The sequence below is a fragment of the Lacimicrobium alkaliphilum genome (genome assembly GCF_002591895.1).
Classification (GTDB): Bacteria; Pseudomonadota; Gammaproteobacteria; order Enterobacterales; family Alteromonadaceae; genus Lacimicrobium; species Lacimicrobium alkaliphilum.
On record NZ_NISX01000015.1, the window covers coordinates 98,584 to 117,865 of the forward strand.

15 protein-coding genes are annotated in these 19,282 nt (G+C 50.5%); 7 read left to right on the plus strand and 8 right to left on the minus strand.

Annotation, left to right across the window (positions count from 1 at the left end; genetic code table 11):
• Window positions 1–449: 449 nt before the first annotated feature.
• Window positions 450–2,810, plus strand: coding sequence for a zinc-dependent metalloprotease (locus CDA54_RS14525; protein ID WP_229748167.1), 2,361 nt, complete (start codon window positions 450–452; stop codon window positions 2,808–2,810).
• A 68-nt stretch (window positions 2,811–2,878) separates the two neighbouring features.
• Here CDA54_RS14525 and CDA54_RS14530 read toward each other — a convergent pair whose 3' ends face one another.
• Complete coding sequence (locus CDA54_RS14530; protein WP_099035750.1) at window positions 2,879–3,670, minus strand: PEP-CTERM sorting domain-containing protein; 792 nt, start codon at window positions 3,668–3,670, stop codon at window positions 2,879–2,881.
• A 361-nt stretch (window positions 3,671–4,031) separates the two neighbouring features.
• Here CDA54_RS14530 and CDA54_RS14535 point away from each other — a divergent pair, with 361 nt between their 5' ends.
• On the plus strand, window positions 4,032–5,081 hold the full coding sequence (locus CDA54_RS14535) for a peptidase M42 (protein WP_099035751.1): 1,050 nt from the start codon (window positions 4,032–4,034) through the stop codon (window positions 5,079–5,081).
• A 306-nt stretch (window positions 5,082–5,387) separates the two neighbouring features.
• Here CDA54_RS14535 and CDA54_RS14540 read toward each other — a convergent pair whose 3' ends face one another.
• The 4 genes from CDA54_RS14540 to CDA54_RS14555 form a co-directional block, all read right to left on the minus strand.
• On the minus strand, window positions 5,388–6,941 hold the full coding sequence (locus tag CDA54_RS14540) for an amidase (RefSeq protein ID WP_099035752.1): 1,554 nt from the start codon (window positions 6,939–6,941) through the stop codon (window positions 5,388–5,390).
• 310 nt (window positions 6,942–7,251) lie between these two features.
• Window positions 7,252–8,295: an acyl carrier protein gene (locus CDA54_RS14545; protein ID WP_099035753.1), complete on the minus strand. Its 1,044-nt coding sequence runs from the start codon at window positions 8,293–8,295 to the stop codon at window positions 7,252–7,254.
• Window positions 8,295–10,547: a dehydrogenase E1 component subunit alpha/beta gene (locus CDA54_RS14550; protein WP_099035754.1), complete on the minus strand. Its 2,253-nt coding sequence runs from the start codon at window positions 10,545–10,547 to the stop codon at window positions 8,295–8,297. Before CDA54_RS14550 ends, CDA54_RS14545 begins: the two co-directional genes overlap by 1 nt.
• Before the next feature lie 196 nt (window positions 10,548–10,743).
• On the minus strand, window positions 10,744–11,919 hold the full coding sequence (locus CDA54_RS14555; protein WP_099035755.1) for an acyl-CoA dehydrogenase: 1,176 nt from the start codon (window positions 11,917–11,919) through the stop codon (window positions 10,744–10,746).
• Window positions 11,920–12,165: 246 nt separating this feature from the next.
• Between CDA54_RS14555 and CDA54_RS14560 the strand changes: the two genes are divergently transcribed.
• Window positions 12,166–12,993 (plus strand): LysR family transcriptional regulator, encoded by an 828-nt coding sequence (locus CDA54_RS14560; RefSeq protein ID WP_099035756.1) that lies wholly within the window; start codon window positions 12,166–12,168, stop codon window positions 12,991–12,993.
• A gap of 66 nt (window positions 12,994–13,059) precedes the next feature.
• Here CDA54_RS14560 and CDA54_RS14565 read toward each other — a convergent pair whose 3' ends face one another.
• Both CDA54_RS14565 and CDA54_RS19625 read right to left on the minus strand, forming a co-directional pair.
• Window positions 13,060–14,076 (minus strand): TauD/TfdA dioxygenase family protein, encoded by a 1,017-nt coding sequence (locus tag CDA54_RS14565; protein WP_099035757.1) that lies wholly within the window; start codon window positions 14,074–14,076, stop codon window positions 13,060–13,062.
• A 45-nt stretch (window positions 14,077–14,121) separates the two neighbouring features.
• The gene (locus CDA54_RS19625) at window positions 14,122–14,307 is read right to left on the minus strand and encodes a hypothetical protein (RefSeq protein ID WP_099035758.1); all 186 of its coding nucleotides are present in this window, start codon (window positions 14,305–14,307) and stop codon (window positions 14,122–14,124) included.
• Between the two features lie 56 nt (window positions 14,308–14,363).
• Between CDA54_RS19625 and CDA54_RS14575 the strand changes: the two genes are divergently transcribed.
• The 4 genes from CDA54_RS14575 (at window position 14,364) to CDA54_RS14590 (ending at window position 16,722) form a co-directional block, all read left to right on the plus strand.
• On the plus strand, window positions 14,364–14,738 hold the full coding sequence (locus tag CDA54_RS14575) for a BlaI/MecI/CopY family transcriptional regulator (RefSeq protein ID WP_099035759.1): 375 nt from the start codon (window positions 14,364–14,366) through the stop codon (window positions 14,736–14,738).
• Entirely contained in the window at window positions 14,731–15,960 is a 1,230-nt protein-coding gene (locus CDA54_RS14580; protein ID WP_099035760.1) for a M56 family metallopeptidase, read from the plus strand. The genes CDA54_RS14575 and CDA54_RS14580 overlap by 8 nt, the downstream gene beginning before the upstream one ends.
• 146 nt (window positions 15,961–16,106) lie before the next feature.
• A complete protein-coding gene (locus tag CDA54_RS14585) occupies window positions 16,107–16,439 on the plus strand; it encodes a DMT family transporter (RefSeq protein ID WP_099035761.1) in 333 nt (110 codons plus the stop codon).
• Window positions 16,440–16,452: 13 nt separating this feature from the next.
• The gene (locus tag CDA54_RS14590; RefSeq protein WP_099035762.1) at window positions 16,453–16,722 is read left to right on the plus strand and encodes a DUF1028 domain-containing protein; all 270 of its coding nucleotides are present in this window, start codon (window positions 16,453–16,455) and stop codon (window positions 16,720–16,722) included.
• Between the two features lie 125 nt (window positions 16,723–16,847).
• On the opposite strand, the gene CDA54_RS19630 is transcribed toward CDA54_RS14590, so the two are convergent.
• Window positions 16,848–19,282 (minus strand): TrlF family AAA-like ATPase (locus CDA54_RS19630; RefSeq protein ID WP_099035763.1); only part of this gene is annotated, 2,435 nt, incomplete at its 5' end.

Consider the following 19,282-nt stretch of genomic DNA (forward strand, 5'->3'; position numbering starts at 1 on the left):
AGAAGAACAGCGGCCAGCTTTAATCGCCAAACCGAATGAGCTCACACCACGGGTGCGATCATTGGATACGTAGAAGTTTAATTTTTTATTTGCTTTTACGTTATTCATCTGTATTTCCTTTTTGTTTATTGATTTAAAAAAACAGATCCAAATAGAATGATTCGGGCCTGCATATTCACCATATTAAAAAGGAATCTGAAGTTATCGCGGGTCGTGCGAACCGACACAAAAATGCCGTGAACCGACAAAAATGGCCTTTGGGTTAAAGGGGCGGAATCTTATGAGCTGCCTTTTTGGCACTCCAACGGGTAACTTATCTGATGTGCTTCACAGTTGTGCGGTGCAGATACAAGGTCGAAGCGACGATCCGATAGCAGGTTGTTGTTTATCCCTGCAAGGGCCTGAGATAAGCTGTTCAGATAACAACACTAAAATACCCGGAGATAAAAATGAGAGGAATACTAGTCTGGTTGTGCCTGTGTATTAGCCCCATGCTGCTGGCAACGGAAATGTCAGATTTTACTCAACAGATGCAGCATCATCAGGGCTATTTCGATTTCTACTACCACAGCGAAGAAGACAAAGTCTTTCTGGTGGTGGATAAGTTCGAGACACCCTTTATTTTTCAGAGCAGCCTGCCCAGAGGCATCGGCTCTAATGATATTGGCCTGGACAGAGGCCAGCAAGGGGATACGCGACTGGTGCAGTTTGAGCAATACGGCAACAAAGTATTACTCAAGCAACTGAACACCTATTATCGCGCCGACTCCGATAACAGTGCCGAGCAGCAAAGTGTTGACGAAGCCTTTGCCAGCTCGGTGATTGCCGGTCTGCCGGTGGTGGCCAGCACAGAGGATAAAGTGCTGGTGGACTATACGGAATTTCTGCTGTCGGATATTCACAATGTCAGTGAGCGTCTGGAGGCGACAGAGCAGGGTAGCTTTAAAGCGGACGCCAAACGCAGCGGTGTTCATCTGGCACGGAGTAAGGGTTTTCCCCGTAATACCGAGCTGGAATCGCTGGTGACCTTCGCCGGAAGCAAAGCCGGAGACTATGTTAAGCAGGTGACACCTGAACCCGCTGCGGTGTCGGTGCATCTGCATCACTCACTGATCGCTCTGCCTGAAGAAGGTTATCAATCCAGGCCTTTCCACCCTTACTCGGGTTACTGGAAGGTGGAGTTTATGGATTACGCCGCCGCCATTGACGAGCCGATGGTGAAACGATTGCTGCCCCGGCACCGACTGGTTAAAAAAGATCCCGCTGCAGATGTCAGTGAAGCCGTTGAACCCATAGTGTTTTATCTGGACCCCGGTGTGCCTGAGCCGGTGCGTACCGCCCTGTATGAAGGTGCCATGTGGTGGGATACAGGCTTTGAACGTATAGGTTATAAGAATGCCTTTCAGGTCAGGCCGTTACCCGAAGATGCCGACCCCATGGATGTGCGTTACAACGTGATTCAGTGGGTACACAGAGCGACCCGTGGCTGGTCTTATGGGCGTTCGATTACCGATCCGCGTACTGGTGAGATCATCAAAGGCCATGTGACCCTGGGCTCGTTGCGGGTGCGTCAGGACTTCCTGATCGCCAACGGCCTCACCAGTCCTTTTGATGAAAATGCCGATACCAGTGAGCAGCAGGCCATGGCGCTGGCCCGTATTCGTCAGTTATCCGCCCATGAAGTGGGTCATACCCTGGGAATCATTCATAATTTTGCTGCCAGCGCCAATGGCCGCGCTTCGGTAATGGATTACCCCCATCCGCTGGCAGAAATTAAAAACGGCAAAGTGGTACTGAACAACGCTTACCGCGAGGGCTTAGGTGAATGGGATCTGTATGCCATTGAAATGGGTTATGCAAATTTCGCAGATGACCACAAAGCCATGGCCGAACTGGCTGCTAAGGCCAAGGCGCAGGGGCTTGAATATATGGCTGATCGCGATGCCCGTCCTGCAGGTGGCGCCAGCACCATAGGTCACCTTTGGGACAATGGCCAGGATCCCGTTGCCGAGCTGAAGCGATTATCTGAAGTACGCAGGCTGGCGCTGCAGAACTTTGGTCTGGACAGCATTGCCGATAAGCAGGCGTTGTCGTCACTGCATGAAGCGCTGGTGCCCATTTATCTGTTACATCGTTATCAGGTGGAAGCAGTAGCTAAACAGATTGGTGGTGTGCATTACGAATATGAACTTAAAGGGGAGCACAGCCAGCCCAAAGGGGTGAGGCCGGTATCTGCAGATAAACAGCAGGCGGCACTGAGTGCATTGCTGGAGACCATCAGCGCAGAATATCTGGCCTTGCCCGTGTCGCTGTTGGAGCTGATTACGCCCAAAATTTATGGTGATCAGGAAGGTCGTGAGAGCTTCAAAGCCCGCACCGGGCTGACCTTTGATCCGATCTCGGCTGCCGAAGCGGCTGCGAATAACACTCTGAACCTGCTACTCCACCCTCAACGACTCAATCGTGTGGCTCAGCAACAGTCATTAGGAGGGATTCATGGCTTGTATTCCAGATTATTGGAAAGCACCTTTAAGGCTACGCCTCAACATGGGTATCAACGACAAGTCCACAACCGGGTTCTGCATGTAATGCTGTACAGGTGGGTAGATGCGTTATCACAAACAGAACTGGCGCCTGAAGTACGTGCCGATATGTACGCGGCTCTGTCGGACCTGGAAGACTGGCTGGATGACAACGATGACAGTAACCAGCACAAGTACCTGCAGAAACAGATTGAAAACTATCTGGATAAAGGAGAGTGGGCGCCGTTGTTTAAACCTTTGCCGTTACCACCGGGATCACCCATATAGCGTCCGGCCTGGCGCAGATAAAAAAAACGCCAGCATGGCTGGCGTTATAGCTTGCAGGTTTTTGTTAATTATTTTTTCTTCAGCTTTCTGGCTCCGACGAGCCCTAACAGGCCAGACAGCAGTAACAACAGCGGCGCTGGTTCCGGTATGTCAGCGCTTCCCCCCTCACCAACAATAATCTGCATACTGGTGCGCGCCAATTCGCTGCCATCAGAGGCGAAGGCTGCCAGAAAGAAGTCATAGGTTCCATCCACAGTAGGATCGAATCCGGTAAGAAACCAGTGTGGTTTCCATGAATTCTGGGCCACATTAAAGCTGCCAATATTAGCCGAGTAATCTGCCGCTGCCGTGGCTACGCCACAGTCTGTGGCCAGGCCGCCGCCATTGCCGGTAGCATTGGTACCCAGTGCATGATCGAAGCAGGGCGCACCGTTGATCACATCAAAGCTGTCAGCAAAATTGGTCGACAGGGACGGATCGCTGTCCAGGCCCAACAGAAAGGTCAGATCAGAGAGGTTGTAACCGCTCGAACCATCAAAATTTGTATTGATTGACCATTCGAAGCTCCACTCTGCAGTCGGCGCAGTCTGCGTCGGTGCAACTCCGGCATTAAAGCTGTAGGTGCCATCACCGTTACTGTTAAAAGTATTCTCTGGTAGGCCTGCTGCGTTGTGGCGCAACTTACCGCGTAAACCCAGTTCAACACCATTATTTTGATCGACAGTAAAGCTACCGTTGGCATTACCGCTGCCAAAGATCGCATCCGGGGTTACATCGGCATCATACATCAGGGCGGCATTGGCAGAACCCGTCCCTAAAACGAAAGCCAGAGAAAGGCCTTTTAGTATTTTGTTTTGCATTGTTATTCCTTCAAATCAACAAGTGTTTTTGTTCTATCCGTCTGTTTTTCGTTGGCACTACTCAAAGCCGTGAATGAACAGCCTGTGTTCCTTGTTGGCTGGAGGAGCTGATACTGACGATACACCTGTTCTGATGAATAAATTAGTTGCCAATAGAGCTCACTAAGGAGTAAAAGTGCAATATTAGAGCCACTTTTAATATCTATAAAAAACAGTGGGTTAAATGGCCGTCTTATCAGGCTTGTTAGAAATGCTGACAGTCTTGCGGGTGTTTGTGTTCTGGCCGCGTGGAATGTGCTGGCGCCGTTGGCCAGTGAATATTATGCTGCGAAGCATGTTCCATTAACGGATAAAGATCTTTATGTATCAGCTAAGCGAAGTGTTGGATCTGCTTAAAATACTGATCCGTGAACCCAGTGTGGTGGGTGCCGAGCACAGCTTTTTCCGGGTATTGCAGCGGGAACTCGAAGAGCGCGGCGCCCATGTTACCTGGTACGAAGGTTTGCTGGTGGCACAGGGAAGCGATCCTTACAGCACCATGTTTTCTGCCCATATTGACCGCCATGGGTTGATTTGCACCGGGCCTGATGAATTTCAGTATGCCGCCTTTGTGGCGGGAAACCGGTCTGACTTACTCGGCAACTCGGTATCGGAACAGTTGATCAGTAAGATTGTTGATCGCTTTGATGCCACGCCGGTGATGGCCTATGAACCCTGGTCCGGCGCTTATCGAGGTAGCGGAAAAATAGCATCCAGTTATGTCTGTGAGCGACGCAATAACCTGATTTTCACCCTCGAAGGCATGCAGCATCTGGTTGCCGGGACGCCGGTGGCCTTTGCCGATAAGCTCAAGATCACTGACAACAGTGTCAGCGGTCAACTGGACAATGTGTTGACTGCCGCTTATCTGGTGCATTTATTCAGTCTGGGGTTTCAGGGCACGGCCTTTTTCACTGCGCAGGAAGAGGCGGGCAAGAGCTGGCGCTATCTGCTCGAATGGTTCCGCCGCTTCGGTAGCAGTACCAACAGGCTGGTGGTGGTGGATACCAGCCCCTATTCGGATCGTGGCGAGGCAGATCGTCAGCAACTGGTGCTCAGACATAAGGATGCCAATGCGGATTTTGATCCGCAGCTGACCAATACCCTGGCTGATCTATGCCAGGCGTCAGGGTTAAGCTACAGCTATAAAGATGAGTATATAGAACAAAAAAATGCCCTGCTGACACCAGGCCAGCAACCCCAGTCACTTGGCAGCACCGAGATGGGGCGGATTATCGCTGCTTCCAAAGGCGTGGTGACAGGCACCACCTTGCAAATACCCACCACCGGATACCACACCATGGAAGAAACGGCGTCGCTGAAATCCTGCGAAGCCTTTCTGACCCTGCTGAAGCGCCTGGCAGGGGTGTGACCTTAAACTGCGTTAAACATAATTCACCGCAGAGCCACCCCGCACCTTTGCTTTTTTAGATTAGGTGTATATTCCTCAAGAAGCGGCTAAGCAAAGGGGCTGGACAGGCGGAGGGCACAGAGGTTCTAAGGCATGGGGCACTGCGTTTCTCCGTGTTCTCTGTGCCTCTGTGGTTATTATGGCCTTTTGTTAAAGGTCGCTGGACTTGTCCAGCACCTTTGATGACTCAATGCTAAGGTGGTGCGTTTTGGATATTCAAAGGCTGCTGGATGCCCGATAACAACATTCGGGCATGACTGAGCGCCGTTACAAAGGCGGTGGCTTGCGGTGCTGGCTGGCCTGTTCGTAGCCATAGGCCGCTTCAATCAGCACCGGCTCCGAGTTGGCGGTACCAAAAAAGCTTAAGCCCACGGGCAGAGCAGGACTGCCAGGTACTTCGATAAACCCCATGGGTACCGTGATATGAGGGTAGCCTGCCACAGCGGCAGCAGAGCTGGCAGAGCCCATATAATGATCGCCGTTAATATGATCGATTTTCCAGGCCGGACTTACAGTGGGTGCAATCAGTAAGTGGAGATTATGCTTTTCCAGTACGGCATCGATACCTTCTTTGCCCGCCAGGCGCTTGGCTCTGGCCAGGGCTTGTTGGTAGTCCTGCTGCTGATCTTCAGTGCGCTGTACGGCCATTTCAAACAGCTCCTGTCCGTAAATAGACAGCTCAATATCTGAAGCCTGATTGGCCGCAATCAGATCGCTCAAACCCGAATAGGGTAAATCGGTGCCCGCCAGATAGGCAGCCAGATCAGCTTTAAACTCGTGCAGCAGCACGGTAAATTCATCTTCCGACCACTTGCGCAGGGTTTCGATATTGGCATCCTCCACCAGAATGGCACCGCGGGCTTCTAATATCTCCAACTGGGCCTCAAACTGTTTGTCGAGTAGCTCATGATAACCAGTCAGATTGCGCACGATGCCGATACGTTTGCCCTTCAGGCCTTCCTCCTGCAGATGACTGAGCCAGTCGGTATTGGTAGCAAAGGAAGCCGGGTCAGTGCTGTCTTTTCCCTGCATGGATGCCAGCATAATAACAGCATCTCTGAGGGTGCGGGCCATGGGCCCGGCGGTATCCTGACTATGGGCAATCGGAATAATGCCATCGCGACTGATAAGTCCTAATGTTGGTTTGATGGTAACAATGCCATTAACAGCTGCCGGGCACACCAGTGAGCCGTCGGTCTCGGTGCCCACTGCTATGGTCACCATATTGGCGGCTACTGCAATAGCAGAACCGCCACTGGAACCGCAAGGTGAGGTGCTGGGATCATAGGGATTTCTGGCCTGACCGCCCAAAGCGCTCCAGCCAGAGCTGGAGCGCTGACCACGGAAATTGGCCCACTCAGATAAGTTTGCCTTACCCAGGATAATGGCACCAGCCGCTTGGAGTCTGGTGACCAGAAAGGCATTATCAGCCGGAAGATTATCTTTGAGCAGTTCAGAGCCTGCGGTGTTGGCCAGACCCACACTATCGATATTGTCCTTAAGTAATACCGGAATACCGTGCAAAGGCCCTAGCATCTCGCCCTGATTGCGTAATCTGTCCAGTTCTCTGGCGCGCTTTACGGCGTCTTTATTGATGCTGATTACTGCCCTTAATTCGGGCCCCTGACGGTTATATTTTTCGATCCGGTGCAAATAGAAGTTCACCAACTGCTCAGAGCTTAGCTCGCCCTTGTTCATCCGAGCCTGCAAAGAGGCCACATCGGCTTCAATCAGATCAGCATAATCGGGCTGAGTCGATGTACCAGCGCAGCTACTGAGCAGTAGTATCAGCGCAAATGACAGTGAAAAATGTTTAAGCATTGAGGGCTACCAGTTTTTGTTACCGTGCGGTTACTTTAAAGTATTTTGCCTGTTTTATTCAGTGTTTGCGTCAACCAACCGATTTTTAAGATGAGGTAGACACTCACTATCCACTACATAGCACGGAACAAACAGATTTTTACTGCCGTAAACTAACCACCATAAAAGGGCTCTGGATGCCCGATAACTGCATTCGGGCATGACTGAACGTCGTTCCCGCGGCAGTTGGCGGGCATGTCCAGCACCTTTGATTGCAGGGGGCTAATAGTTGGCACTTTGGTAATTTAAATGGCTGCAGGCTGATAACTTATCAGCCCGTTACCAGAGATCGCTGCTCTGCCATTCCCATAGCCAGTAACAGCGGATCCTGCTGCTGACGGCTGATAAATCCGGCCTTGTCGGTAATGCCCTGCCAGCGGTTCTGGATCAGGCACTGGCCGGTGGCGCCGCCTAAGGTGGCACCGGGGCCGAGAATAATCAGCTTATCCGGTGCAAATTCCTTCAGTGCTACCATAATGGCAGCAGAGTAGTCATAGGGTGCCACCACCTGAGTATCCAGGGTGTAGCGGTACAGGGCATCCAGCTCGGTGCTGTAGGGTTGCCATATCTTACCCTGCCCATCGATCAGCGGTAGTGTCGGCTTGCTGAACAAGGAGGTGGGCAGAACCTGCCGGGCTTTTTCGGAAATGCTCTTTAGCAGCGGGGTGTGAAAGGCGGCATGGTTAAACAGGCGCATGGGGTATCTGTCCTGCACCTTGGGCAGGCGCTGCTCCATTTCCTTCAGGCCCTTGTCGTTGCCGCCCAGTACCAGATAGCCGCCAAGATAAATCGATACATAGACTTCAGCACCACTCTGGTGATTGGCCTCAGCCATCCAGTTCTGGATATCCGCTTGCAGCGCTCGATCCGGCAGCCAGTTTTCATCCACCACAGGGTAGATCATCTGCCCGCCAATCAGTTTACCGGCCATCATCGAGCCCATGGTATTAATCAGCTCGATAGACTGCTGTTCGCCTAACGCCCCGGCCATGGCCAGCGCAATATACCAGCCCATGGAATTGCCGGTCACCGCAACAATCTCATATTGCTCGGTATCAATGGCTTCAAAATCCCCTCTGGCGCAGGCATAGATCAGGGCCGAGGCATTCTCACCGGCGGTATGCTGGCGCATATTGTAGGCGCTCATGGCATCCAGTTCGCTCACCGGCATCTGCCCCTGGCCGTGGCGGTAGCTGTCAATCACATCCAGAATATGGCCTTTATCAGCGTGGTTACGGCGAAAATAACCCAGTTCGTCTTTGTTGTAGGTGCCCCGGCCCGGGCAAATGACCACGGCGGTTTGTTTAGCGCTCATCAGCCGACCCCACGTATATTATTGTTTTTACTACTAATGCCCTGAACCATGCTCTGAGCCAGTTCCACTATCTGTTCAGTACCGGGCAGCACCTGATAACTGGCATTGCCCAGCGGAATAAAGCTGTCTTCGGCGCATAATCTTGTGATCTGCCGCTGTTGCTGACTGGCCTGATCCGCTTCATGCAGCAGGGTCACCAGCGCTTCACTGACCGAACCGCTCTTGCGGCACTCATCCACAATCAGCACCTTATCGAAGCCCTGAGCATGTTCGACAATGGCCTTTTCATTCAGTGGCACCAGCCAGCGCAGATCCAGCACGGTGCAGTGAATACCCTGCTGTTGCAGGATTTTCTCGGCCTGACGGCTGAGATAATAGCCATTGCCATAGCTGATAATGCACAGGTCCTTGCCATCGCCGTAGCGGCCCGGCTCGCCCAGAGCGATGGGCTGGTTTTGTGCCGGTGGCAGATAATCGAAAGACCAGAGGTTGTCGCCTTCCTCGTGCAGATCTTTTTTCATATACAGGGCGATGGGTTCGAGGAAAACCACCAGGCGCTGTTCTTCTTTGGCCAGGCGCACACATTCGCGCAGCATGGCTACGGCGTCGGCGCCATTAGAGGGGCAGGCCAGGATCAGCCCGGGAATATCCCGGAACAGGGTAAAGGAATTGTCATTGTGAAAATGCCCGCCAAAGCCTTTCTGGTAGGCCAGCCCGGCGATGCGGATCACCATGGGGTTGGTGTACTGACCGTTGGAGAAAAACGACAGCGTGGCCGCTTCGCCACGGATCTGATCTTCGGCGTTATGCACATAGGCCAGAAACTGGATCTCCGGGATCGGCAACAGGCCGTTATGGGCCATGCCGATGGCCATCCCCAGTATCGATTGTTCATCGAGCAGGGTATTGATCACTCTGGGCACACCGAATTTCTCGCACAATTTGGCGGTAACATTGTAGACGCCGCCTTTTTTGCCCACATCTTCACCGCAAAGGACGATTTCCTGATGCTGAGCCATCAGATCCATCAGCGCCCAGTTGATCAGCTTGGCCAGGTGTTGAGGCTTGCCAAGATTGTGTTTTTCATGGGCAAACAGGGCTGAGCGTTTATCTTCAGCTACCCCAGCAAGTGCCGGAAGCTTACGCTTGGGCGGGATCACAGAGGCAAGCACCTGCTCCTTATTCACCAGTCTTGGGCGGCTGGCCGCTTCTTTGCTGATGCGCTGTACCCGTTGTTCCACCTCGTTATACAGGGCGATAATCTCATCGCCACTGAGAACGCCCTGCTCCATAAGTATGGCAGCGCTATGCAACAGCGGATCCTGAGCTTCGGTGCTTTCGATAGCATGCAGGTTGCGATAAGCAAATTCAGAGTCGGAGCCGGCATGGCCGAGTAGTCGCACCGTGCGCATATGCAAAAACAGTGGCTTGCGGTGTTTACGCACCCAGTTCGCCGCCTGGCTGACGGTGTTAAAGGTATCCAGCAGATTCAGGCCATCACAATAGCGGTATTCCAGCGAGGCGCGGTTGGCAAAATTGGCGTGGATCCAGCCCTGAGGGGTAGGGGTAGAGATGCCGATACCGTTATCTTCACAGACAAACAGCATGGGCATGGGCACCGACTGATAGGCCGCCCAGCACGCTGCATTAATGGCACCCAACGAAGTGGAATGATTGGCCGACGCATCGCCGAAACTGCAATACACAATGCCGTCTTTGGGCATCACCGATTCGGTGCCAAGCTTCCTGTTCAGGGCAATACTGTGCGCCGTACCCATAGCCTTGGGAAGATGTGAGGCAATGGTGCTGGTTTGCGGCGGAATAAACATTTTCTTGCTACCCAATACCTTATGGCGCCCGCCGGAGATGGGGTCTTCTGCTGAGGCCGCAAAAGACAGCAACATGTCAAATAAAGGTGTACTGCCGGGGTATTGTTTGGCGCGCTGAATGGCAAAGGCACCACTGCGGTAATGCAAAAAGGCCATATCGTCAGGACGCAGGGCGGCGGCACAGGCGGCATTGCCCTCATGGCCGGCACTGCCGATAGTATAAAAGCTCTGCCCCAGCTTTTGCATGCGCCGGGACTCGAGATCCAGATGCCGGCTCATCACCTGGGTTTCAAATAAATCCACCAACTGGCCGTGATTCAATCCGGCATCCACTGTGGTCATCTTTAGTGCTGGTTTGGGCAGTGTTCTTTGCTCAATCTGGCGGATCAGATTCTGTCTGACGATACTATTGCGATCCAACATCTGTCACTCCTGAATACCGCCGCAGCGCAGGTAAAATTGATTGGCGGTTTAAATTTTTGCATCACTGTTGGCAGGCGCTGTCGATGCAATTCAGAACACGCGGTAAATCCTTCCCCGGACGCTCCGCCACAGCATCCATGCTGTGGAGGGTTCAGAATTACATCAACAGAACCTGACTCATAGTCTGGACATTGATTTAACCGAAAGCCTGCAATCCGGTTTGTGCCCGGCCGAGGATCAGCGCATGTACATCATGGGTGCCTTCGTAGGTGTTGACCGCTTCGAGGTTCATCACATGGCGGATAACGTGGAATTCATCTGCGATGCCGTTACCGCCATGCATATCCCGGGCGACCCGGGCAATATCCAGAGCTTTACCGCAGGAATTACGCTTAATCAGGGAAATCGCTTCTGGGGCGAGCAGATTCTGATCCATCAGCCGCCCGGCCTGGATACAGGCCATCAGGCCGGTAGTGATCTCGGTTTGCATATCCGCGAGTTTCTTCTGGATCAGCTGAGTGGCCGCTAAGGGGCGGCCGAATTGCTCGCGATCGAGCGTATACTGACGGGCCGCATGCCAGCAGAACTCTGCTGCACCCAGCGCGCCCCAGGAAATACCATAACGAGCCTTGTTTAAACAACCAAAAGGGCCTTTGAGTCCACTGACATTAGGCAGCAGGTTTTCTTCCGGCACCAGCACATTGTCCATCACGATTTCGCCGGTAATGGAGGCGCGTAGCGAGAATTTACCTTCGATTTTTGGTGCGCTTAAGCCGGGCATGCCTTTTTCCAGCACAAAGCCGCGAATTTCGCCGTCAAGCTTGCCCCACACTACAAATACATCGGCGATAGGGGAGTTAGTGATCCACATCTTGGTGCCGGTGAGCTTATAGCCGCCGTCTACTTTGACGGCCCGGGTGGCCATACTGCCCGGATCGGAACCGGCGTTAGGTTCGGTCAGGCCAAAACAGCCCACCCATTCGCCGGTTGCTAATTTAGGCAGGTATTTCTGACGCTGTTCTTCACTGCCGTAGGCATGAATAGGGTGCATCACCAGTGAAGACTGCACGCTCATGGCGCTGCGATAACCACTGTCGACCCGCTCCACTTCCCGGGCTACCAGGCCATAGACCACATGATTGACCCCTGCGCAGCCGTATTCCTCCGGCAGGGTGGCACCCAGCAGGCCCAGTTCACCCAGCTCATTCATGATTTCGCGGTCGAAAATTTCTTCGCGGTTGGCCATCAGCACCCTTGGCATCAGGCGCTCCTGACAGTACTGATGGGCGCTGTCGCGGATCATGCGCTCTTCTTCGGTTAACATGGATTCCAGTGATAACGGGTCTTGCCAGTTGAAAGCGGGTTTTGCCATAACGAATACACCTGATTGTTTACAAAAACGGTTGCCTGGTAAAAGTGGTGTCTAAAAAGTGGGGTCAGAGTAAACTTTTCTGTCTATTGCTCAGCCAAAGAAATAGAACTGTGCGTTAAAGTTTACTCTGACCCCACTTTTTGTTCAGCCTGATACCGATACTAAGCCCAATTTAGTTAAAGGAATAGTACCAATTTTCTTTATTAGGTATAGTTTAGATCTATATCTAAGCGGACCGGATACACAATGGAATTACGCCCTCTTGGTCACTTTGTCGCAGTGTATGAACAGGGCAGCCTGAGCAGCGCGTCCAGGCGGCGATTTATTGCCCAGCCGTCACTGTCGGCGGCGATTAAACAGCTTGAAAATGAGCTGGGGCAACAGTTGTTTCTGCGCCATGCCCGTGGCGTAAAAGCCACCGAAGCGGCGGAGCAGCTCTATCCGCTGGCTAAGCAACTATTGGCTCAGGCCGATGCTATTCACTCGGTATTCTCCGGCGGTCTCAAAAAGGAACCCTTCAGACTGGGGGTTACCAAAGGGTTAGGGGTGAGCAGGATGAGTGCATTGCTTAAAGCCTTTACCTCGGCCCGTGACGCGCTGGAGTTATCTTTGGTGCCTCCGGAAGATGCCAGCGATGCCCGAATTATTACCCGAGACCTGCTCCAGCCAGGCGAGCAATATCAGTTGATCTGGCAGGACAGCTATCAGCTGGCGGTACCCACCAATCATCCGTTGTCATTTCAAACTACTATCAGCATCAACGACCTGACTGATATGGCGTTTATTCAGCGCAGCCCTTGTGAAGGGTGTGCGGCTCTCAGAGAGTTGGCTCAACAGGCGGGGATCAGCCTGGATATCCGCGCCCGTATTCAGACCATCGAATACGCACTTGGTCTGGTCAGTGCCGGGGTGGGGTGTGCGCTGGTGCCGGTACATGAAGAATTGCATAGCCCGGATATCCGTTTTATACCTTTGCAAGGGCTGCAACTGAGCCGTGAGATCGGCCTCGCCTGGCGCCAGCAAACAGAAATCATCAATACCTTTGTTCGACTGGCGCTGGATAGCGGTGGCTGAGTCAGAGTTGCAGAAGCACTGATTGGTGGCATCCCATGTCAGCCCTAAGATACCGCGGCGCTCTAATTAATTCTGCATGGGAATACCATCGTCCCATCGAAAGCCGACTCCGCCAAACTGCCATACGCCCTCTCCGAAAGGACCGGGGCGATGGATATCGAGAAACTGTGGTAAACCAAAATCAGGGGCAAGATCCTGGACACCGCGAACGGTGCTGCGGTGCAATATGCGCAGGCCCTGCTCTTCGGCGGTTAAGTGAGCCTGAGGGGCTGCTCGATGGGCCACGGCCAGATTGTCGACAAAAAGGCAGTCGTTTTGCTCATATTCGTAGCCGATAGCGTATCCGTTTTGCAGACCGGCGTTCAGAATGTCGTTATATTCGCGACAAAGTTGCTTCAGCTCCTCGGCGTTCAACAGGCGAAAGCCATCCTTGCCGGCAAGTTTTTCAATTACAGCGCCGGTCATGCCTAAGTGCAACCAGATACACTTGCGCCCGGTGACGGGGTGCAAATGAACCAGTGGATGCACGGCGCCTGAACTTGAATTGACAGAAGATAAACGACACCAGAATTGCTGAGTCTCCTCCGGAAGAACATCATAGGCAGCACCCTGATGGGCAAAATACGTACCTCCCCCTTTTTCTGCCGGGCGGATAATATGGTAGCCGGAGTGTGAAAAGGTAGCAGCGTTAAAGCTGCCATCATTGTGCCACTGTGGCCCCACACCGGGAATGCCACTGCGCCGATCATTCGAGAGGCGGAAAATGTGCTGATTCCCACCTGGCGTTGCAGGATGAACGCCATGAGTGCTGTGTAATTTCCTGCCACCCCAGTAGCAGCTGGCGCGCAGAAAATCGTCGACGGCCAGTTGCTGTTTGTTTTTAAAAACAATGAACCCACGATTTGCCATTTCATGCTCAAGAGCTCCGACGACATCAGGCGGAGGTGGTTCGGTGAATGTTAAGTCGATGCCTAGCACCCGCGCGCCTATGGGCTCCAGCGCTGTGATTTTTCCACCGAATTTTTCAATAGTGGCAACGTGCAGAGGGTCAAGGGGAGAGATCTTTGGGAAGTCAGTATTCAACGTTACTGTCCTGTTTTTTACGTTGCTGCCGCCGGGCAGGAAGTATTACTCAATAGCCTCTTTCGAAAGAGCCATCGGCACTTCAATTTCGGTCAGCCGCAGGATGGGTCTACAGATTATTCTGGCAAAGATAACGGTTTTATCCAAAAACGGATTCAATACGGTCCATATCTGTTTCGGATTGACGTCATCCGCCCAGGCACCCCAACTTTTTTGTATAACTTGTTGCATTTATAGATTACAGGTGTAATCTAAAGTCATTGACTACATTTGTAATCGAGGTGCGTATGACAGAAATCAGCAAGGCTGAATTCGAAGTGCTGGATGCATTATGGGAACAACACCCTGCAACGGCCAGCGACATTATTGAACGACTCAATAAACATAAAAGCTGGCATGACAAAACCGTTAAGACCCTATTAAGTCGCCTGGTAAAGAAGAAGGCCATCGATTTTGACAAACAACAGCGTAGTTATCTTTATTTCCCGCTACTGGAGCGTGAGTCCTACGTAGTCAACGAAAGTAAGAGTCTGGTGCGCCGGCTGTTTGAAGGTCGGGTTGCCCCCATGGTGGCCGGTTTTGCCGAAGCCGACTCCCTTTCTAAGCAGGATGTGGATGAGTTAAAAGCCTTGATCGAAAAATGGGAGAAAGATAATGGCTAGCTGGATCCTGTCGCAACAAGTCGTACTCTGCGTCACATTGCTGCTTCTGTTGTTATTGGAACGAAAGGCGGCCCGGGATTTGGGCGCCAGAACCCTATATGCATTGTGGTTATTGCTGCCGTTAACATTGATGGTAAACAATCTGCCCGTGGATCTGGTGAGTCTTGAAAACCATACTCTTAATCGTTATGTGGTCGTTTTTTCCAGTCAATCGCAGCAGGTTGGTGCGATGTTCAGCTGGCAGTTACTTTGGATCGTCGGCGGCTCCGGGGTTATCGGCATTGCTTTTTGGCAGCAATGGCGAATAAGCCGCTTATGCACTGTGCCAGCCAATCATCTTACTCTGCCGCGCAATTTTCCAGAAAATCTGACCGTCGCTATGTCAAAAGAGGTGGGCAGCCCGGTGTTAATTGGGCTGTTTAAGCCAAAATTAATTGTTCCTGCCTCTTTTCTGGCAGATTTCAGTTCTGCTCAACAACAAATGATATTGCAACATGAACTGGTGCATTACCGCCGCAGGGATAACTTTTTCAATCTGTGCGCGTTGTTGTTTGTTGCCCTGTTCTGGTTTAACCCCCTGGTTTGGCTGGCCTACTCAGCGTTCCGGCGCTCTCAGGAGTTAGCCTGTGATGCGGTGGTATTAGGCAATAAGAATCGGCAGGAAAAAATACTGTATAGCAAAGCGTTGCTGCGCTGTGCAGAAATGTCACTACAACCCAGTTGGATTTATTCACAATACGGAGATAAACACAGCATGAGACAACGTATCGAGTTAATCAAAAATAACGGTTCAATAAAAGGCAGTTTGCTTGCAACGGTATTACTGCTATCGGGCGGTCTGCTAACGGGTATCGCTATGGCAAATCAACAATCAAAGGTGCAGGGGAAGAAAGTCAGTTCATCAGCTCTGGTAGAACGTGTTGAGCCTAAATATCCGATCTATGCAGCAGAAAATGAGCTTGAGGGATCGGTAGTACTCCAATTTGATATCAACGCAGATGGCTCAACCGATAATATCGAAGTCGTCAAAGCCATTCCCGAAGAAACCTTCAATAAGGTTTCTATCGCCGCCCTGCAACAATGGAAATATAAGCCTGAAGTCATAAATGGGCAGGCAGTGAAGCAAACCAATTTGCTGGTTCAGCTGAATTACAGAATGGAACGTCTTCCTGAGGGCGAAACCATTCCTCCATTAATTGAGGATAGTACAGCTAATAACTAATGTATCCGGGCCGGTTATTACCGGCTCTGTTTCTGAGTGAAGGGGAAGGCTGAAACTATCCCAAGCCTTCTGGTATATAAGCCAGAGCATTGCCTGAATGTTTCTAGTAGCATACGGTGAGTCTTGAAACCTGCTCAGGGGGTTACGTGAAAAACTGGTTGTTTCTTGGTGCCGCTATTGTTGCTGAGGTTGTCGCGACCTCAGGTTTAAAAGCAACCGATGGCTTTACTAAATTCTGGCCCAGCCTGCTTGTGGTTTTAGGATACGTCATGGCGTTCTACTTTTTATCCCTTACCCTGAAGACGATACCGGTTGGTATTGCCTATGCAATCTGGGCGGGGCTGGGCATAGTGCTGATTACGCTGACAAGCTGGGTGATATATGGTCAAAAGCTGGATTTGGCCAGCATGCTCGGAATGGTCCTGATTGTCAGTGGGGTGGTGATTATTAACCTGTTTTCAAATGTGAGTACACACTAGGGTTCATTCTCTGTTGCTGCCAGATCGTATTCTCTGCTCTGGTATCGCCGATCAGGGACAGGATAACAGCTTCGCTCATAGGCTAACGGATACGCTTAAAGCCGGCGAAGAAAGTGGCGGAGATAACCGTTGTGACAAACAGGCTACACGCTCCGCCTTTTTCTCTGTCTACAGTCCTGAAACAGATGCAATAACCAAGTTGTCTGTTTATGGCACTGAACAAGGCGGCCAACCCGCCGTTACGCTGTTGAAAAGCCAGTTCGACAGGCTTTATCAAAACTAAAAACAGGTACTCCTGATCGCCAGTCACAGCACTATTCAGGAGCATAATAGTGACGGACTATAAACGTCAGGAATGTGCCATTAGCGGACATTAAAGTTTCTTTAAATGATTAGAAATTGACTATGTCACTTAAAACCATATTTTTCTCGTCGACGATTGAATGCGTCTTTACCACCTTCGAGTATTTTCGCTGCTAAACCCTGTATAGACTTTTGATCTATAGAGCCTTGATTATCCTTGGGTAATGACGCGCTGTCTGCGGTAGCTTCAAGAACGCCAATCCATTCAGCATCACCGAAGACCGGTATGTTTGCATTGTGTGTGGCAAAAATGAATTGTCGCGTTAACTTGGCACTTCTCACCTGAGTCACTATTCTATCGGCAATAAATGCGTTATCTAAGTTATCTTCAGGCTGGTCTAATAAAAGAGGATCTTTGTTATCCAGCAACAACAAATGCAGTAGCGCTGTACATTGTTGGCCCGTAGACAATGAATCCAAGACTTTATAAATAGGTATATCGCTGTCTGAAACATTGAGTTCAATGCTCACCAAGTCTTCAACGATGAATTCTTCAATCTCCATTACTTGAGAGCCTGAAATTTTCGTTAGTCGATCGGCTACAGATTCTGTACACCCCCAATCTTGTGCGAGGATGGCGTCTTTACCATCGGTTATTTTTTCAGCCAATAGCATTGGGGAAAAGTGCTCAGCGGTTTTAATCCACTGAAGCTTTCCGCTAGCAACATTTGGCATTCTGAAGGATACGAGCTTTTCAATAAGAGAACTGCGATTACCTTCAGGGACATAGTTTACTTTTATATTGCCCTTCAGCTTTCGATTTAGCTTTTTTACCCCCTGTTCGAATTGACTACTTCGCTGCGACATTTTGTCAGAGAGCGACGACAGTAATTTTTTACGCGTCGCTACCAGTTTATCGAGTTGCGTTTTTGCTGCGGTCAATTTTGTTTTGCTCGACTTCAACAGAGCAATGTCTTTAACCAACTGATTATATTCTTCACCAATCTGAGGTCCTGTTTTCCCCTCTATAGGGTTAATTTTCTTAAACTCTTTTTCAATCGCAGTCTCATTCGCTTGGATACTTGCATCAAGTCGCTTCTCTAGTTCACCTACTGCCGTATTGTCGCTAGCAAGTCTAGTTTTTACTTGCTCCAGCAGGGTACCCACATCTTTGTTCAAATTTTTGATGACTTTTCTAAGTTCAGAAAAGACTGGCTTGTCGGGAAAGTCCTTGGTGTCCTCTTCCGATATACTTTCCGGCGAGGGGATGCCTTCTATCAATTCACCTAACGCGTCGGAAAAACCAGCAAGTTCTTCTTTTACAGTTCCAAATAGCGTTTTCTCCGAAGCAAGCAACGGCAGCGTTTTTAGTTGCTCATCAATGCCTAATTCTTTAAAGCGTTTCGCATCTTCTTCCAGCTGTTCAAGTCGCTTAACATCTGATTCAAGATCAGACGTCTGGGCTGTTAAGTCTACAACCTTTTGGCTGACCTCAACTAAATCGCTTTCAACTTCGACAATGCCTGATTCTTGCTCAATCTTGTCTCTATTCAAGAATCTATCGACGACTTTTAATTGCTCACTTGGATCTTTAGCAATTTCGTGAATTTCATTCTGTCCAAATATTTCAATCTCTGGCAATAGATCACTGGGTTTAAAGCTCGAAATCTGTCCTGACATCTCGGCTACAACAGGTGATTGCCCATAACGCCTTGTGATCTGATAGCGCTGACCATGCTTAGTTGCAGACTTTATTGTAAGCTTGATTTGTCCGGCGCCTAAGTTTGACTTAACCACCTTGTCATGTTGTTCACTGGCTTGCTTGCCGATTGGAGAAATAGCGAGCGCATAACGGATACATTCAATCAGAGTAGATTTACCCGTACCTCTGCCGCCTATGACGGTATTAAGATGCTCAGAAAAGTCTATCTCCACGCCATCCAGGTAACCACCTAAAAATACAGCAGTCTCCAACCTTGAGTAATACTGTTCGCTGATATCTGAATTTAACCTGACCCTCGATTCCGGATCATGAAATGCTTGCTGAAACGCTAAAAAGCTGGGTTCTGTCATTTTAATTAAACACGACGCGTTGTCTTTTCTTAACGTTTCTGGTTCCTCAACATCCTTTGCGTTGATTAGCGCCATGGGAATATTACGTTGATACGCCACGTCTTTGTTTGACAGAATTTGAAAGTTGGCTTGGTCACCTTGTTCTTTTATCGCTTGAATCGTTGTGGGGATTTGAGCGGCAACTAATAACTCATTTTTCCAAATATTGTTTAGTTTCTGATTGAGTACACCATTGTCGTCTGTTGAATGTGCTGCATATATGAATCCGCCTTTTTCACGTACTTTGTTCAGGATGAAGTCTGCGCTATGTGGAGAAGGTAACGTACCTTGGTTTGAATCAATTCCGAGTTCGTAAAGGTAGTGTTCAAGATTTTTAATCGTTTCGGCCTCATGAAAAAGACAAACGAAATGAACCTTTTCACTCGACGCAATTTCGAACCCTGGGAAAACAACGATGCCCTGGCCCA

Bases quoted from the DNA above. Each gene is read 5' to 3' on its own strand.
- CDA54_RS14575 (WP_099035759.1), top strand. From the start codon at position 14,364: ATGACAGAAATCAGCAAGGCTGAATTCGAAGTGCTGGATGCATTATGG.
- CDA54_RS14560 (WP_099035756.1), top strand. From the start codon at position 12,166: ATGGAATTACGCCCTCTTGGTCACTTTGTCGCAGTGTATGAACAGGGC.
- CDA54_RS14540 (WP_099035752.1), bottom strand. From the start codon at position 6,941: ATGCTTAAACATTTTTCACTGTCATTTGCGCTGATACTACTGCTCAGT.
- CDA54_RS14580 (WP_099035760.1), top strand. From the start codon at position 14,731: ATGGCTAGCTGGATCCTGTCGCAACAAGTCGTACTCTGCGTCACATTG.
- CDA54_RS19625 (WP_099035758.1), bottom strand. From the start codon at position 14,307: ATGCAACAAGTTATACAAAAAAGTTGGGGTGCCTGGGCGGATGACGTC.
- CDA54_RS14535 (WP_099035751.1), top strand. From the start codon at position 4,032: ATGTATCAGCTAAGCGAAGTGTTGGATCTGCTTAAAATACTGATCCGT.
- CDA54_RS14545 (WP_099035753.1), bottom strand. From the start codon at position 8,295: ATGAGCGCTAAACAAACCGCCGTGGTCATTTGCCCGGGCCGGGGCACC.
- CDA54_RS14530 (WP_099035750.1), bottom strand. From the start codon at position 3,670: ATGCAAAACAAAATACTAAAAGGCCTTTCTCTGGCTTTCGTTTTAGGG.
- CDA54_RS14525 (WP_229748167.1), top strand. From the start codon at position 450: ATGAGAGGAATACTAGTCTGGTTGTGCCTGTGTATTAGCCCCATGCTG.
- CDA54_RS14550 (WP_099035754.1), bottom strand. From the start codon at position 10,547: ATGTTGGATCGCAATAGTATCGTCAGACAGAATCTGATCCGCCAGATT.
- CDA54_RS14555 (WP_099035755.1), bottom strand. From the start codon at position 11,919: ATGGCAAAACCCGCTTTCAACTGGCAAGACCCGTTATCACTGGAATCC.